The organism is Oceanobacillus sp. CAU 1775 (assembly GCF_054482815.1).
This window is the reverse complement of the sequence record NZ_JBTLRO010000010.1, coordinates 51608-66826: the sequence shown is the minus strand read 5'-3', so window position 1 is coordinate 66826 and position 15219 is coordinate 51608. Positions and strand designations below refer to the sequence as shown.

Below are 15219 nucleotides of genomic sequence, written 5' to 3'. Positions count from 1 at the left end.
GATGCAGTTAAATTACCTTTACTTCTACTGCCTCTAACTCCGATTCGTTCAAGCTACAAATACATCCCACTTAATTAATAGTAATTGCAGCTTGCTCATATTCGGCTGTTACTGTTATATCCTCAACTTCATCCCATTCAATTGCTATCGGAACTGTGTGTTGACCTGGCGCTAAATCTCCTACATCAATATAAATTCGAAAATCATCTTCAGTCAATCCACTCATAAGCGATTGATTTCCTATTATCGTGAGATCCATTTCACCATTTGCCGGTGTAGAATAGGTTAGCTCTTGGTCGCCATCAAGGTCATCCACTTCAATAGCCATAGATTCTAATACTCTCGTCTCTTCAACTTCAACCTCTACATCAATTGTTACCATTTCTTCGGTAATTACACCTTCAGGTAATGCTAGTCCAACTTCGTAAGTGCCTGATTCGGTAATTTCCGAGAGATCAATATCTTCTGTGGTGATCGCAGAAATGTTTTCAAGTATTTCACTTCTCGCAAAGATTTCTACCTCGTCTAGATTAGCAGAAGTGGAAATAAGAGAAAAGCCATCTGGTAACTCACCTGTCGTTTCAACTGTTACTGGAACTGTTTTGCTTGGGTTTAAAATTTCTACAGAGATGACTACTGTTTCTCTATCCAAGCGCACATTCAATTCATTTCCCTGACTATCATAGACATTGATTGGCACTTCTCGATTAGTAATGGAAGTATCCAGCCCTCCTACATCAACATAAACCCTAACAACACCAATTTGTTCCATAATATTTCTTGAGGTTGTTACTGTCACCGTCGACTGATCAAGGGTATACTCACCTATTTCAAAACCATCTGGTAATTGATCCACATTTAAGAAGTCAACCGTGATTGGAAACTCTTCATTTGCCCGCTCTTCGATGGTAACTTCTATTGTTTTTGGTTCAATATATACGCGGATATCATCACTAAAGTCATGTTCTAGTTCTACCGTATGCTCCCCTTCTTCATAGCCATTTAAGTCCACATAAACAGAGAAGTTACGGTTTAATATCGTCGGCATCAAGGATGAAGGTGTACCTTCTAATGAAACCGTCGCAAATTCAGGGATACCACTTACAACGTAGTTTTCAGAATCTATCCGAATATCTACTGGCACATCTTCAAGTCGCTGTAACTGACTATTTCTCCCAGGAATAGAGGAGTCGTTTGTTGTAGAATTAGATTCCACGTTAACAAAGATAAATAATGTTACTGCGAACGCGAGAGCCAATACTCGAATAAACCATTTACTTTGAAACCAATTATCCATTACTGCCCACCCCCCGTTTCTTCGTTTTTTTATCAGAGGATGATGGAGTTAGTGTGAGATGCTCTGTTAGAATTTCAGTTAATGCATCTTTAGTAATATCTCGATGTAATTCACCATTTAATGTGAAGGATATCGCACCAGTCTCTTCAGAAACGATAAGTGTAAGGGCGTCTGTTACTTCACTGACCCCCATCGCAGCACGGTGTCTCGTTCCTAATTCTTTAGAGATAAACGGGCTTTCTGATAGTGGTAAGTAACATGCAGCTGCGACAATCTCACCTTTTCTAATAATAACCGCTCCATCATGAAGTGGAGTATTTGGTGTAAAAATATTAGTTAATAGTTGATGTGTAAGTTTCCCATTTATTGAGATACCTGTTTCTGCATAGTCACCGATTCCTGTCTCTTTTTCAATAGAGATAAGTGCACCTATTCGACGTTTTGCCATATACATGCATGAATTAACGATTGCTTCTACATGGTGTTCAATCGTTTCTTTAGATTTCGTATTTCTCGAGAAAATACTTCCTCTCCCTAATTGTTCAAGAGCTCTTCTCAATTCTGGTTGGAATAAAATGATAATAACTATAATACCCCAACGAAGAAATTGATTCGTAAAGTAACGAACCGTTTGTAAATCGAAAGCAATACTAATCAACCAAATAACAAGTATAACTGCAATACCTTTTAATAATTGAACTGCTTTCGTGCCACGAATAAGCATCATCAGTTTATATAGTACATACCAGATGAGAGCTATATCTACAGTTATTCTAAGTAAGTTGAGAAGGTCAAATCCCCCATCGAGCATGGTTACACATCCTTTAATAATAAAAAATAATAATATCGCTATTTGAATATTTACTATAGAAATTAAAAGTATCAATAATGATACTTATTATAACATAAATACCTATATTCATGTGAATTGTAAAGGAGTAGGATGAAGGAAGAAAATAAAAAAAAAGAGAATGAGAAGTCACTGACTTTTCATCCTCAACCTTAGTAAGCACTTTTATCTAATTTCCAAAAGAGAATACGGTTTTTGCAAAGCTTTTTACCTTATACCAAATCCATTCAAACACCCTGTCAACCGTTTCAAATTCTCCATTAACTTCTCCGACAGAAGCCATTAGACCACTATTGTCTAGCGGATTATCCTCGATTAATTTTCCATTTACCAATGTTACATTTCCATCTACTGTTCCATATATAATTAAGTTGCCATTCTTCACAAGTAAATCACCTTCGACAACTTCACCTTCAGGAACAATTACGGTATCTCCTTCAATTATCAAGTTATCTTGTTTTGAAACAACAAGCTGATTATCTTGTTCAAATGATGTCATTGCACCAGTCAACATTAAAACAAGGAAAATTGCAGCTGCGGTAAGCATTGGATGCATTTTAAACCAACGCAAATAACGCACACGTTTTTTCTCTGTCGGTATATTCTGCATGACATTTGCAGTAAAATTCGCAGGCGCTTCAAATCGCTCTGCACTCTGAATTAATGTGACCGTACGCTTTAATTCATGAAAATGTTGTTGGCAGTCTTCACAGTCCTCAAGATGCCTTTGCAATTCAACTTCTTCAGCTTTGATTAAGTCACCATCTAAATATTTATGCATTAAATGAACCATCTCTGGTTTACATTTCACAAGTTCCACACTCCTTTACACATGACGTAGTTTTTTACGTAATGCTTCTCTTCCACGATGAATCCGAGTTTTAACCGTTCCAAGCGGAATGTCCATAATATCGCTAATCTCTTGAAGAGAAAATTCTTCTAAATACCTTAAAATAATAATGCTGCGATACTTTGGAGGAAGCTCTGAGATTTCTTGGTGGATATAGCTTTGCAATTCATTTGCCTCCACCTCTTCTACAGGTGAAATATCCTCACTCTGAAGCTGTGAGTACATATCTAAACCTTCCGTTCCTTTGACTTCCGCATCCAAGAAATAATCTGGTTTTCGTTTGCGCAATCGATCAATTGTAAGATTCGTTGCGATTCGGTATAACCAAGTTGAAAATTTCCGGTTCTCATCAAAGGAATGAATATTTACATATGCTCGAATAAATGCTTCTTGGGCCATATCCTCTGCCTCATGTGCATTACCTAGCATTCGGTAACAGTGCTGGTATATTTTATTTTGGTAAAAAGAGACCAGATCCTCATAAGCTGCTTGATCTCCTTTTTTCACTTCTCTTATTTTCTCTTTTATCATTTGATCCATACATTTACCTCCGCTTATTCTGCGGTACCTTAGTTACGAGTCTTCACTTTGAAAGGTTTCACTTTTATCATTGATTTCTTTTTTCTTTTAAAAAATCTTATGTATTCTTCACAAATAATTCATAGGTTTATACTTGCAAATAATTGGGTAATTTCTTACTATAGTATACTAGATAGGAGGAAGCTTTTGTGGGTAAATTAATATTATTAAAAGAAATCGAATCTTGCCGTCGAGAAATGATCTCTCTCAGTTACTATCACGAACTAACTTCCGATATAATGATTGAGTCTAGTATGAAACTGGATGAACTTATAAATAAATATCAAAAGTATACAGAATATGAATACACAGCTAAATAGAGATGATGATTAAAAAAGACATGCTAGACATGTCTTTTTTTAGTTCCTATAACTATCAAAATGATAATGATAGATAACTAGAATATGGGATTGCATATCCTTTTTCGAACGCGTGAATTTTAAACAAGTTCTACACCTTTTGGATGGGAGTGAATTGCTAATGGCTTAATTCCAGCTTCTTTCCAAGCTTCGAATAACGCTATAGCTTGTTCTTCCGTTGACATAAATGCAATTCCACAATCTCCTCCACCAGCACCTGATGGTTTTCCAGCACCGTCAAGAGATTCCGCGATATCACATAACTTTGATAGTAGTGGTGTTTCAATCGCAGTATCTGCTTGCCTGCCGATTTCTGCCAAAGTTTGTCGATTTGCTTTTATTCCAGAAAGAATCTGTGATATGTTTTGTTGCTCCATCCCAGTCAATAACTGCTCAACCGCTTTTTCGCTATTATCCAAAAAACGAGCAAATGCTTTTGGATTATCGTCTTTTTGTTGGAGGATTCTTTCAACTAGCTTCACAGTTGATGCTGGTTTTCCAGTCCATCCTACGCAAAAATGGATCCACGACGGTAATTCAATGGAATGAATCGATAAATACTTCCACTCCATCTGGATAACTTCACTAATTGTTTGCGCTTCACGATATTTTTTAAGTAGCCACTCTGCTTGGAAGGAAGCATATTTTAAAACTCCCCCATAAACTGAAGCTGCTACATCTGCACCAGAACCGCTCCCTTGGGTGATCACATGAGCTAAAGCTGATAATTTAAAAATAAGATTTTTATCTAGTTGATGATTTTTAAACTTTGCAATAATCGCAGAGACAACCGCAGTTACTACTGCTGCACTTGAGCCAAGTCCATACTTTAAACCAGAAGCATCATCTAATTCACTACGAATAGAAAGAGAAAAAGGCGTAATTTCTTCTCCCTGCTCCTCAAGATATGTGCAAGTAACTTGCATCGCTGCTTTTACAAAAGAAAGACGAGCATCATCAGAGTCAATCGAAAGTTGACCATCTCTATAATTCCATCTTAATTGAAGTAAATTGAAATCGCTTAATGTTAATTCCCCTACTTTTGAAGCGCTAATCGTTGCATAAACAAATCGATCAACTGCTGTCACAGCAAGATGTTGGTTAGGAACCAGGACAGAAAACTCTCCTGCTACCATTAATTTACCTGGTACTTTTATTGTCATTTCTTGTTTCGACAAAATATTCATCCCCTATAGATAGGTTACGCCTGGACCTGGCTTACTTAAAATTACATCCGTTACTCCAGGTACTTCTTGTAGCGCTTTCTGAACAATTGCTTCATGCTCTGGTAAATATAATACTTTAACGTTCGGTCCAGCATCCATTGTGTAATATGCAGGAATACCTTGTTCACGTAGTTCTTCGACTCGGTGCATCACGCGAATTGTAGAATCAATCCAATATGTAAATGGCGGTTTTGCACCCAAAGATGTTGCATGCATTTTCAATGCGTTCGCTTCTGCAATTTCCCCAACACGGATAAAGTCTTTCGCTTGAATTGCTTCTTTAATATTTTCTAAATCCTCAGGAAGACTCTTTAACCAACCATCGTAAAACGGGGAGGTTTCTACTGTACGTCGCATTCCTTCTCGACTTGAAATTTTCTTCATTGTCGCTGACAAAACAACTGCCGCCATACGAACATCCCAATGTTCTTTTGGTGCAACCGGAATTGCATAGGAATCAGAACCGTCCTCTTTCTCACCCATTTCCCATTGAACAAAGCCACCATAAATCGAGCGACTAGCAGAACCCGAACCTTGTCTAGTTAATCGGGACAATTCCATATCGGATAACTCCAAACCAATTGCTTTCGTACCAGCTGCTGCTAAAGCCGCAAATCCTGATGCGGAAGAAGCTAGTCCTGCTGCTGTTGGTACTTTATTAATGGAATGGACATTTGCATATAATTCTTTTTTATTAGCAAGTTCACGAATTAAATCGAGAAACGTAGTCACACGGCGGAACGCTTCACCAGTAACTTCTTCATCATTTAATAAAAATTTATCTTCAGTCAGGTCTTCTTGAAAGTCTACAGTTGTTGTTGTGTGAAAACCGTCTAATGTTAAGGAAAGACTACTATTCGTAGGTAAGATAATTTCTTCATTACGCTTTCCCCAATATTTAATTAAGGCTATATTTGTATGTGCTTTTGCTGTAGCTTTCATAATAATCCCCTTTTATAAAATAATAATTATCTTTTCCATACATAATAAAGTAACCAAATATTAAAGACAAGCTTAATATCTGGTTACTAGTTGTTTTTATATTAATCCTGTTTTTTTAAGACGAAAGGCCAAACGGATTGTGCCCCAAAGTTCTTTAGCTTTTCAGCAAGTTGCTTGGAGTGAACTTCATTTTGAGCAAGTGCAATAATACAACCACCATTTCCTCCACCAGTCAGTTTGGCACCTAGTGCGCCTTCCTGCCTAGCAAAATGAATGAGACGGTTTAATACAACATCACTTACACCAAGGTACTCAAGTTCTTTTTGAGCTTCATTTAGCATTTGTCCAAGGAAATGTTTACTCGCTTTTTCTAAAGCATCCTTCGCATCATAAGTTAATTGACCAATTCGATCAATTTTTCTTTGAATTTTCTTAGGTGCTTTCCTTAATAGGTTGGTTACAGAAGCTACCGCTGATTTTGTATCAGCATCTTGGCCTGAATCTGCAACAATGAAATGAAAGTCTTCTTTGATTTCTATTTTAGTAATTGGGTGATCTTTTTCAAACCAAATAGGAGCGTCTGAAGTGATTGTTAAAGTGTCGATGCCGCTTGGCGAACCATGCGCATATGTTTCAGCGATGTTAGCGAGCTCAAGCAATTCTTCTTCTGTACAAATTCTGTCCGCATAATTAAATAGCGAACGAATAACTGAAATTGCTACTGAAGCACTTGAACCCAAGCCTTTCCCAGGTGGGATAGAAGAATTAATACGAATCACTAAATCCTCTACAGGAATCTCTAAATAATCCAATGTATCATTAATACACTTCACAATACCGTATAAAGATTCCGGCGCTAAATGAAGTGGACCATAATAAAAAGCACTATCGAGCTTAACTATACCTGGTACATAATCGACAGTAGTCTCTACACCAATTAAAGGAAACGGAATAGCAATCGCAGGTTGTCCGTGTACAACTGCATGCTCTCCAATTAATATTAATTTACTATGAGCTATACCAATAGCTGTTTTCTCTGAAGTTGATACTTTTTCTGCACTCATTTTTTAAATTTATCCACCAATTCTTTAGCTATTCCAACACGGATGTCTTTTAACTTTACTAACTCTTCAGCTACCATATCAACCATCTCCCCTGTAGCACCTGCTGCTATTGCAACAGAGCGAGAATGTAAGTTCATATGCCCTTTTTGGATACCATCTGTAGCAAGTGCCTTTAGTGCGCCAAGGTTCTGGGCAAGTCCAACAGCCACAATAACTTCAGATAGCTCCTTAGCAGAATGAACATCTAAGAGTTCCAACGAAAATTTCGCCATAGGATGTACGCGTGTCGCACCGCCTACAATTCCTATAGACATTGGGAGTTCAATTTCTCCCACGAGATTACCTTCTTTATCTTTGGACCAAGTAGTCATAGACCCATATTGGCCATTCTTCACCGCGTATGCATGTGCGCCAGCTTCTACTGCACGCCAATCATTTCCAGTGGCGATAACTACGGGATCGATTCCATTCATAATTCCTTTATTATGCGTTACAGCACGATATGGATCTGATGCAGCAAATTCGTATGCATGAATCACTCCATCGCGTACTTCTTCACCAGAGAAATCTCCAGTTTTTAATAGATGAGGTGGAATGACACATTTTGCACGTGCCAAGCTTCGATCCGCAAGATTCGATAAAATTCGCAAATAGACCTTACCTCTTGTTACTTCTTCTACCAATGGCGCTATTGCTTCAGCCATTGTATTAATAATATTCGCACCCATAGCATCTACAGTATTTACATAAAGATGTACCACAAGCATTTTTCCGAATTTAGAATCAGTTTCTTCATTTAATATACGTACATCTAAATCCTTTGTTCCACCGCCACGTTTAACAATACTAGGATATGCAGCATCTGCAGCTTTAATAAGCATATCTTTATTAGCCAATACTGCTTCCTTTGCCTTTGTGAAATCGTCACAGCCAACAACTTGAATTTGACCAATCATTACTCTTTCGGTTGATTCAGCAGTAAAACCACCTGCGTCATGAACAATTTTCGCAATATGACTAGCTGAAGCAACTACAGATGCCTCTTCAATAACCATAGGGACTACATACTCTTTCCCATTTATGAGGAAGTTCAATCCTAATCCGAGAGGCAATTGAAAGGTTCCTACTACATTTTCAATCATTTTATCAGCAGTATCTACCGATAGAGGAGATCTCGAAGAAAATACATCTTGCATGTCTTCTGAAAATGCATACATACTATTTATTATATCTTTTCTTTCTTCCAATGTTTTTTTATAAAATCCCGAAATTCTGGACGACTTCATCGCCGATCATCCTTTATATAAGTAAGTTATCTGCAAAATTTATGACTAGGTGATAACACCTATAACCTAAAAATATTCTTAAACTAGATTATAACATGTTCTATCATATTTTTTGTGGAAAGAGCTACTTTTTTATTATTAAACCTTATAAAAATTAAATTTCTGTATCTATTATGTTAAAAATAGCCCTAAATTGCAAATAAACAAGGCATGAACGAAGTTAGCCTTGTTTATTTGATGAATGTATTTAGTTCGTATTTCGAGGTCTGTTCCTCGTGATGATGAGCCATACAGGATTCGAACCTGTGACCCTCTGATTAAAAGTCAGATGCTCTACCGACTGAGCTAATGGCTCGTATATAATATGCGTTAAATAATATTTAGCTCTCGACCAACGATGCTCGTCGCGTTGCAAGTTATATCAGTGAAGTAGCGCTCCTCGCAAGCAACGCGGGGAAGCTTGTTCAAAGAAGTAAATGTTGCTTGCTCTACCGACTGAGCTAATGGCTCGTAATATTTATTAAGTAGCACTGGATAAACCTCTATACTTTTATAGTTTCTGCTCAACGCTTCACAAAAGTAATCTACAAGGAACTATATTATCCATACCCATAACATTTATTTTTGAAACAAAAAAACTGGGCTACTAGGATTCGAACCTAGGGAATGACGGGACCAAAACCCGTTGCCTTACCGCTTGGCTATAGCCCAATGAAATGGTGGAGGGGGGCAGATTCGAACTGCCGAACCCTGAGGGAGCGGATTTACAGTCCGCCGCGTTTAGCCACTTCGCTACCCCTCCACATATAATATATACAAATGTCTTCAAATCATACTAGTAAATAAAATAATGGTGCCGGCCAGAGGACTTGAACCCCCAACCTACTGATTACAAGTCAGTTGCTCTACCAGTTGAGCTAGGCCGGCATGATAAAATTTAGTGCTGGTTTTTTTGAATGAGCTACCAGTTTAAAAGCTCGTCGTGATGCAAGACATGATTTGGTGAAGCTTGTATCACTCGTAGCTACCTTCATGGTGGAGGATGCAGGGCTCGAACCTGCGACCCCCTGCTTGTAAGGCAGGTGCTCTCCCAGCTGAGCTAATCCTCCATGAATTAAGGTTAAATTTGAATTTCAGTAGTCTATTAAATAAAAAAACCTTCGTGTAAATATATGTAAACTACTAATTAAAATGGTGACCCGTACGGGATTCGAACCCGTGATACCGCCGTGAAAGGGCGGTGTCTTAACCGCTTGACCAACGGGCCGGTTTATTATGTACTGTCCAAATAAAAGCCTGCTGAACAGACTGACGAATTATATTATAACTAGTTCTATTAGTTTTGTAAAGAGTTATTTTAAATTTTTTTTTTCTAAACAACTTTCAAGATATATTTTGATTTCTCTATTAATAGAACATAGGTTATAATGGATAGAAAATACAACATATTATTTGGAGGTAAACCATGTCAGGCTTATTAGAAGGAAAGAATATTGTGGTTACAGGGGTAGCTAATGAAAGAAGTATTGCATGGGGTATTACAAAATCCTTGCATAACGCTGGAGCTAATTTAATTTTCACAAACAGACAAGAACGTTCACATAATAAATTACTAAAACTATTAGAGAAACATGAAATAACACCAAAAGCATTAATCTCTCTTGATGTTGCGAGTGATGAAAGTATCCAATCCGCTTTTCAAGAAATGAAAGAAAAGGTTGGCGTCATTCACGGACTTGTTCATTCTATCGCGTTCGCAAACCGCGAGGAATTAAAAGGTGAATATGCTGACACATCAAGAGATGGATTTTTAATCGCACAAGAAATTAGCGCTTTCTCTTTAGTAGCATTAACGAAGGCGGCAAAAGAGTTAATGACAGAAGGCGGCAGCATTGTTACGCAAACATACTTAGGCGCAGAAAGAGTGATTCCAAACTATAATGTAATGGGAGTTGCAAAAGCGTCGCTTGAAGCGAGTGTCCGTTATCTAGCAGAAGATGTTGGGAAGTATAATATCCGTGTAAATGCTATTTCAGCGGGGCCAATTCGAACACTATCTGCTAAAGGGGTTTCAGGATTTAACGAAAAGGCAAATGTTATAGTAGAGAAAGCACCTCTTAGAAGAAATGTTGACCAAGATCAAGTTGGAGATGCTACATTATTCTTCCTTAGCGAATTATCACGAGGTGTGACTGGTGAAGTCTTACATGTAGATTCAGGATTTCATATTATTGGTGGGTAATTAAGATAAATAGACGCTTTTTTCATAAAGGCGTCTTTTTTTCCACTTAAAATACTATTATTAGATATAAAGGGGGCTCGGGTTGTATGAAAGAATGGTTTTTAACCTTAAAAGGAGATGCCTTTGTTACATTTGGCACGAGTCATTTCATTATGTTGGCGATTTACTTTATTATTGTATTCTTACTCCTGTACTTTCAGGGCACTATCCGATCGAACAAAAGAATATCAAATAGCATCCGCTGGATATTATTCATTTTATTAATTGCATCAGAGGTCTCTTATCAGACTTGGACAGCTACTCATGGGATTTGGCGTGAAAATCTACCTTTTCATCTATGCGGTGTTGCTGGGATTGTCGGTGCTATCGCATTACTTACAATGAACAGACATCTGATTCCAATAGCTTTTTTTATCGGCTTAGTGCCAGCTTTTGCAGCATTAATTACACCCGACTTACTCTTTGACTTTCCTAATTTTAGATTTTTTAAGTTTTTCATTCATCATATTGCAATATCAGTTACGAGTATTTACCTAGCTATCGTTATGAAACCACCATTTATCACCTTTAAATCATTACTCTACACGTATTTTTATTTAGTCCTGTATGCATTTTTTATCGGGCTTCTTATTAATCCTTGGCTAGATGCAAATTATTTATATCTGGAAGGAACGCCTGTAACGAGTTCGCCGTTGGATTTGCTAGGTGAAGGATTCTGGTATCGAATCAATTTAGGAATTCTGGCTTTCGTAGTATTTCTGGCGCAATTTTATATCTATCGTTTTTTAAAAAGAAAGATGAATTAATAAATGCTGCAAACCTCTACCGAATAAGAGGTTTGCAGCATTTAGGCTATTTTATAAATAGAACCAACGCTCTTTTAGCGCTAGTAGAACAGCCTTTGTTCGGTCTTTCACTCCGAGTTTCCCTAAGATAGAAGTGATATGATTTTTGACTGTCTTGTCAGATATATCAAGGTTTTTCGCAATGTCATCATTTTGAAATCCCCCCACCAATTCACCTAGCACTTCCCATTCTCTTTTTGTTAAAAGGTTCAATGGACGCGACACTTCTTTGTAAACGTCTTGCTTATATTTTCTAAATATCGTTTCTCCCACACGCGGGTGGATATATAACATATCTTTACGCATATAGTTGATTCCATCTATGAATTCATGTATTTCCATATCCACAGGGAAAAAACCTGCTAAATCAAAATGTAAATATTCTTGAATAACAGCAATCTCTTTATCCGGGATGATAACTGCGATCTTCGTGTCATTTTTTCTATATACTCGCATTACCTCACGTAAAGAAAGCTGAGCTTCTAAGTCCAGAATGATAATTTCACTTTCTTCATCAGATTGAAATAAATCGTCGATAAATGCAGCGTTATACATTTGAACCTCATCATTCGGTAAACGTTCTCTTACCATATCTATAATCCATTTCTTATGTACCTCTGTACCTACTACAAATGATATAACACTCATATTTTGCCACTCCCATGATTATTACTATATAATTTAATATGTATATTAGTTATTATTATCAGCCAATTTACGAATTATCATACATGAAAACCAGTCATCTACAAGAAACTGTAAGGATTTGCTAAAAATATAACTACAAAGCAGATAATGATATATACCTAGTTCTATTTTATCACTTATTCTGTGTAATGACATCATAAATTTCTACTATTAATATATATAGTAATAATATCGTTGGAATCTTATTAAATAAATAACGTACAAACTCTAATAGAAGAGATTGTACGCTATAATTATTTTTGAGAGACAAATTAATTCATATTCTCTGATGCAATTCTTTTTTCAAGTTCTTCTAAGAATATCTCTTCACTCACCGGTAGTTCCACTTCTTCACCGAACCAACTTGATAAATAGATTGCATTAAATAACTGAACACTATTTATTCCTTCTATACCAGGGGCTATTAAAGGCTCTTTATATAAAATATTCTCTGCAAAATTTCTTAAAACTGCTAGGTGCTCTTCTCCCCAAATACTTTCAAATTCTAACACTTCTTCTTCATATAAACTCGCCACACTGTTTCCTTGAACAATAGCTGCAACTTCATCAATCTTCGTCTCTTTGTTTATTTCAACTTCAGATTTATGAAGTTTTTTTATTGTGATTCTCTTTCCATCATCAATAACAATCTTTCCTTTATCACCTAATATTTCGAATCGATCAGTACCTATTAAATCATGTGTACAAGTTATGAATACTCCAGTAGCTCCATTACCGTAATCAAGCAGCGCAGTGACTTCATCTTCCACTGTAATATTCCTTTGATAACCATATTTTATATTAGAAAATATCTTCTCTGGCATCCCGCAAATCCACTGTAGTAGATCAATTTGGTGTGCTGCCTGATTAATTAAGACGCCGCCACCTTCTCCTTTCCAAGTTGCCCGCCATTTGCCTTGATCATAATATGCTTGTGGTCGCCAACTAGTTGTATTTATCCAGTTCGTTCTACGTATTTCTCCGATTTCCCCTTCGTCTATGATGTTTTTCAGTCTCTGATAAAGGGGATTTGCTCGCTGATTATGGATTAACCCAAAAGACAGTATCGGTTTTGTTTGTGCAATTTCATTCAATAATCTAACTTCCCTTGCTTGAACACCAACAGGTTTTTCGATTAAAACATGAATGTCTCTATTTATTGCAGCAATACCTATTTCAGGATGTGAATAATGTGGAGTACAGACAATTACAGCTTCAACAGAACCACTTTCAAGCATATCTTTATAATCTCTATAGAAAGATATAGTTGGATATCGTTCTTCAAACTTATTTTTCTTTTCCAAGCTTGGACTGGATAAAGCAACTAATTCCATATTTTCAACTTTACCTTCAACTAAAAACTTTGCATACAGCTCTCCTTGAGACCCAGTTCCAATGATACCAACTTTCACTTTACTCAAATTAATAACCTCCTACAATTTATTAGTTTTACGAAAAGTCAACCAAATAGATAAAAGAAGCCTTGATAATCCTATTGATTATCAAGGCCATGGCAATAGTTAGTTAAAAAGGGAAAAGGATATTGTATTAACAACGTATAATATCACTACTTTTTAGGGGTATTTATAAAGTAATGTTTTGCGTTTTCATAACAGATGTCAGTAATATATTTCTCTAATAACTTCATATCCTTAGGGGCTTTCCCTTCCTCCACCCATGTGCCAAATATATTACAAAGTAACCTTCTAAAATATTCATGTCTAGGGAATGACAGAAAACTCCTTGAGTCTGTTAACATTCCAATAAAATTGCTAATTAATCCAATGTTCGCAAGTGTTTTAATTTGATCTTCCATACCGTCTAACGTGTCATTAAACCACCAAGCAGTACCGAATTGTACTTTGCCAGCTATCTCAGAGCCTTGGTAATTTCCGGCCATTGCTGCTAAAACCTTATTATCATTTGCGTTCAAACTATATAAAACGGTTTTCGGTAATTTACTTTGTGTCTCTAATGCATCAAGGAATTTCGACAACTTGTTTGCAATCTGTAAATCTCCAATAGAATCAAATCCGGTGTCTGGCCCTAACAGTTTAAACATCTTCGTATTGTTATTTCGAAGTGCACCAATATGAAGTTGCATTGCCCAACCTTTTTCGTGGTACAACTCACCCAACCTTAACAATGTATATGTTTTAAATTGGTCAATTTCTTTTGAAGTAAGTTTTTCATTTTTTAAACGTTTGACAAATATCTCATCCACTTCAGCTTTCGTTCCTTCTTCATAAAACATTGTGTCTAATCCGTGATCTGAACTTCTACAATCATTTTTATCGAAGTAATCCACGCGTTCTGAGAATGCAAGAAGAAACTTATCATACGAGTCAATCGAGTTATTCGTTACTCTGGCTAGCTTCTCTACCCAATCGGTGAAATCTTCTAGCTCTATTTTCAATCCTTTATCAGGTCGAAAAGAAGGGGACACATTAATCGAATAATTTTCTTCCTTAAGTGAGATATGGTCCTGCAGATCATCAAGTGGATCATCTGTTGTTCCTAGGAAAGTAACTTTCTGCTTTTCCAATAAATCTCTAGTAGAATATTTTTTTAATTTATGATTCGCCTCTTCCCATATCTCATCTGCACTCTCTTCATTCAAGAGCGTATCAATATCGAAATATCTTAAGAGTTCAAGATGTGTCCAATGGTATAGAGGATTTCCTATAGCCTTTGGTACTGTTTTGGACCAAGCTATAAATTTATCATAATCATCTTTATCGCCAGTAATATAACTTTCATCTATCCCATTTGCTCGCATAGCACGCCATTTATAATGGTCACCTGCTAGCCAGATTTCAGATAAATTATTAAATTTTTTGTCCTCTGAAATATAATTTGGACTTAAATGGTTATGACAATCAAATATAGGTAAATCTTTAGCCGAATTATGATAAAGGTCTCTAGCCACGTCATTGTAGAGTAAAAAATCATCAGTTATAAAAGTTTTCAAAGTATATGAACCCTCCTACTT

Annotated in this window: 14 protein-coding genes and 6 tRNA genes; 3 read left to right on the top strand and 17 right to left on the bottom strand. The window is 36.6% G+C overall.

What is annotated here, in order from left to right:
• Positions 1 to 70: 70 nt before the first annotated feature.
• From ACXYMZ_RS14745 to sigW, 4 genes are all read right to left on the bottom strand, one after another.
• Positions 71 to 1297: a CdaR family protein gene (locus ACXYMZ_RS14745; RefSeq protein WP_458949165.1), complete on the bottom strand. Its 1227-nt coding sequence runs from the start codon at positions 1295 to 1297 to the stop codon at positions 71 to 73.
• The gene (cdaA, locus tag ACXYMZ_RS14740; RefSeq protein ID WP_458949164.1) at positions 1290 to 2108 is read right to left on the bottom strand and encodes a diadenylate cyclase CdaA; all 819 of its coding nucleotides are present in this window, start codon (positions 2106 to 2108) and stop codon (positions 1290 to 1292) included. Before cdaA ends, ACXYMZ_RS14745 begins: the two co-directional genes overlap by 8 nt.
• 208 nt (positions 2109 to 2316) lie before the next feature.
• Positions 2317 to 2958, bottom strand: coding sequence for an anti-sigma-W factor RsiW (gene rsiW / locus ACXYMZ_RS14735; protein WP_458949163.1), 642 nt, complete (start codon positions 2956 to 2958; stop codon positions 2317 to 2319).
• Between the two features lie 15 nt (positions 2959 to 2973).
• Complete coding sequence (sigW, locus tag ACXYMZ_RS14730; RefSeq protein WP_458949162.1) at positions 2974 to 3537, bottom strand: RNA polymerase sigma factor SigW; 564 nt, start codon at positions 3535 to 3537, stop codon at positions 2974 to 2976.
• Positions 3538 to 3725: 188 nt separating this feature from the next.
• Between sigW and ACXYMZ_RS14725 the strand changes: the two genes are divergently transcribed.
• The gene (locus ACXYMZ_RS14725; protein WP_458949161.1) at positions 3726 to 3896 is read left to right on the top strand and encodes an aspartyl-phosphate phosphatase Spo0E family protein; all 171 of its coding nucleotides are present in this window, start codon (positions 3726 to 3728) and stop codon (positions 3894 to 3896) included.
• A 119-nt stretch (positions 3897 to 4015) separates the two neighbouring features.
• On the opposite strand, the gene ACXYMZ_RS14720 is transcribed toward ACXYMZ_RS14725, so the two are convergent.
• From ACXYMZ_RS14720 to ACXYMZ_RS14675, 10 genes are all read right to left on the bottom strand, one after another.
• Positions 4016 to 5122: a phosphomevalonate kinase gene (locus ACXYMZ_RS14720; RefSeq protein WP_458949160.1), complete on the bottom strand. Its 1107-nt coding sequence runs from the start codon at positions 5120 to 5122 to the stop codon at positions 4016 to 4018.
• Between the two features lie 3 nt (positions 5123 to 5125).
• Positions 5126 to 6103 carry a diphosphomevalonate decarboxylase gene (gene mvaD / locus ACXYMZ_RS14715; RefSeq protein ID WP_458949159.1) on the bottom strand — a complete coding sequence of 326 codons (978 nt, stop codon included), beginning with the start codon at positions 6101 to 6103 and terminating at the stop codon, positions 5126 to 5128.
• 101 nt (positions 6104 to 6204) lie between these two features.
• Positions 6205 to 7167, bottom strand: coding sequence for a mevalonate kinase (mvk, locus tag ACXYMZ_RS14710; RefSeq protein WP_458949158.1), 963 nt, complete (start codon positions 7165 to 7167; stop codon positions 6205 to 6207).
• Entirely contained in the window at positions 7164 to 8453 is a 1290-nt protein-coding gene (locus tag ACXYMZ_RS14705; RefSeq protein ID WP_458949157.1) for a hydroxymethylglutaryl-CoA reductase, degradative, read from the bottom strand. Before ACXYMZ_RS14705 ends, mvk begins: the two co-directional genes overlap by 4 nt.
• 282 nt (positions 8454 to 8735) lie before the next feature.
• Positions 8736 to 8808, bottom strand: a tRNA-Lys gene (locus ACXYMZ_RS14700).
• Between the two features lie 283 nt (positions 8809 to 9091).
• Positions 9092 to 9164 (bottom strand) — tRNA-Gln (locus tag ACXYMZ_RS14695).
• A 6-nt stretch (positions 9165 to 9170) separates the two neighbouring features.
• Positions 9171 to 9255 (bottom strand) — tRNA-Tyr (locus tag ACXYMZ_RS14690).
• Positions 9256 to 9304: 49 nt separating this feature from the next.
• Positions 9305 to 9380 (bottom strand) — tRNA-Thr (locus ACXYMZ_RS14685).
• Positions 9381 to 9486: 106 nt separating this feature from the next.
• A tRNA-Val gene (locus ACXYMZ_RS14680) sits at positions 9487 to 9562 on the bottom strand.
• A gap of 83 nt (positions 9563 to 9645) precedes the next feature.
• A tRNA-Glu gene (locus ACXYMZ_RS14675) sits at positions 9646 to 9720 on the bottom strand.
• A gap of 198 nt (positions 9721 to 9918) precedes the next feature.
• On the opposite strand from ACXYMZ_RS14675, the gene fabI reads away from it, so the two are divergent.
• Positions 9919 to 10695 (top strand): enoyl-ACP reductase FabI, encoded by a 777-nt coding sequence (gene fabI / locus ACXYMZ_RS14670; protein WP_458949156.1) that lies wholly within the window; start codon positions 9919 to 9921, stop codon positions 10693 to 10695.
• A gap of 86 nt (positions 10696 to 10781) precedes the next feature.
• The gene (locus tag ACXYMZ_RS14665) at positions 10782 to 11501 is read left to right on the top strand and encodes a YwaF family protein (RefSeq protein ID WP_458949155.1); all 720 of its coding nucleotides are present in this window, start codon (positions 10782 to 10784) and stop codon (positions 11499 to 11501) included.
• Between the two features lie 51 nt (positions 11502 to 11552).
• Here the strand turns inward: ACXYMZ_RS14665 and ACXYMZ_RS14660 are convergent, their stop codons facing one another.
• From ACXYMZ_RS14660 to uxaC, 3 genes are all read right to left on the bottom strand, one after another.
• Positions 11553 to 12188: a helix-turn-helix transcriptional regulator gene (locus tag ACXYMZ_RS14660; protein WP_458949154.1), complete on the bottom strand. Its 636-nt coding sequence runs from the start codon at positions 12186 to 12188 to the stop codon at positions 11553 to 11555.
• A 311-nt stretch (positions 12189 to 12499) separates the two neighbouring features.
• Positions 12500 to 13639 (bottom strand): Gfo/Idh/MocA family protein, encoded by a 1140-nt coding sequence (locus tag ACXYMZ_RS14655; RefSeq protein ID WP_458949193.1) that lies wholly within the window; start codon positions 13637 to 13639, stop codon positions 12500 to 12502.
• 155 nt (positions 13640 to 13794) lie between these two features.
• Entirely contained in the window at positions 13795 to 15198 is a 1404-nt protein-coding gene (gene uxaC, locus ACXYMZ_RS14650; RefSeq protein WP_458949153.1) for a glucuronate isomerase, read from the bottom strand.
• Between the last annotated feature and the right edge of the window lie 21 nt (positions 15199 to 15219).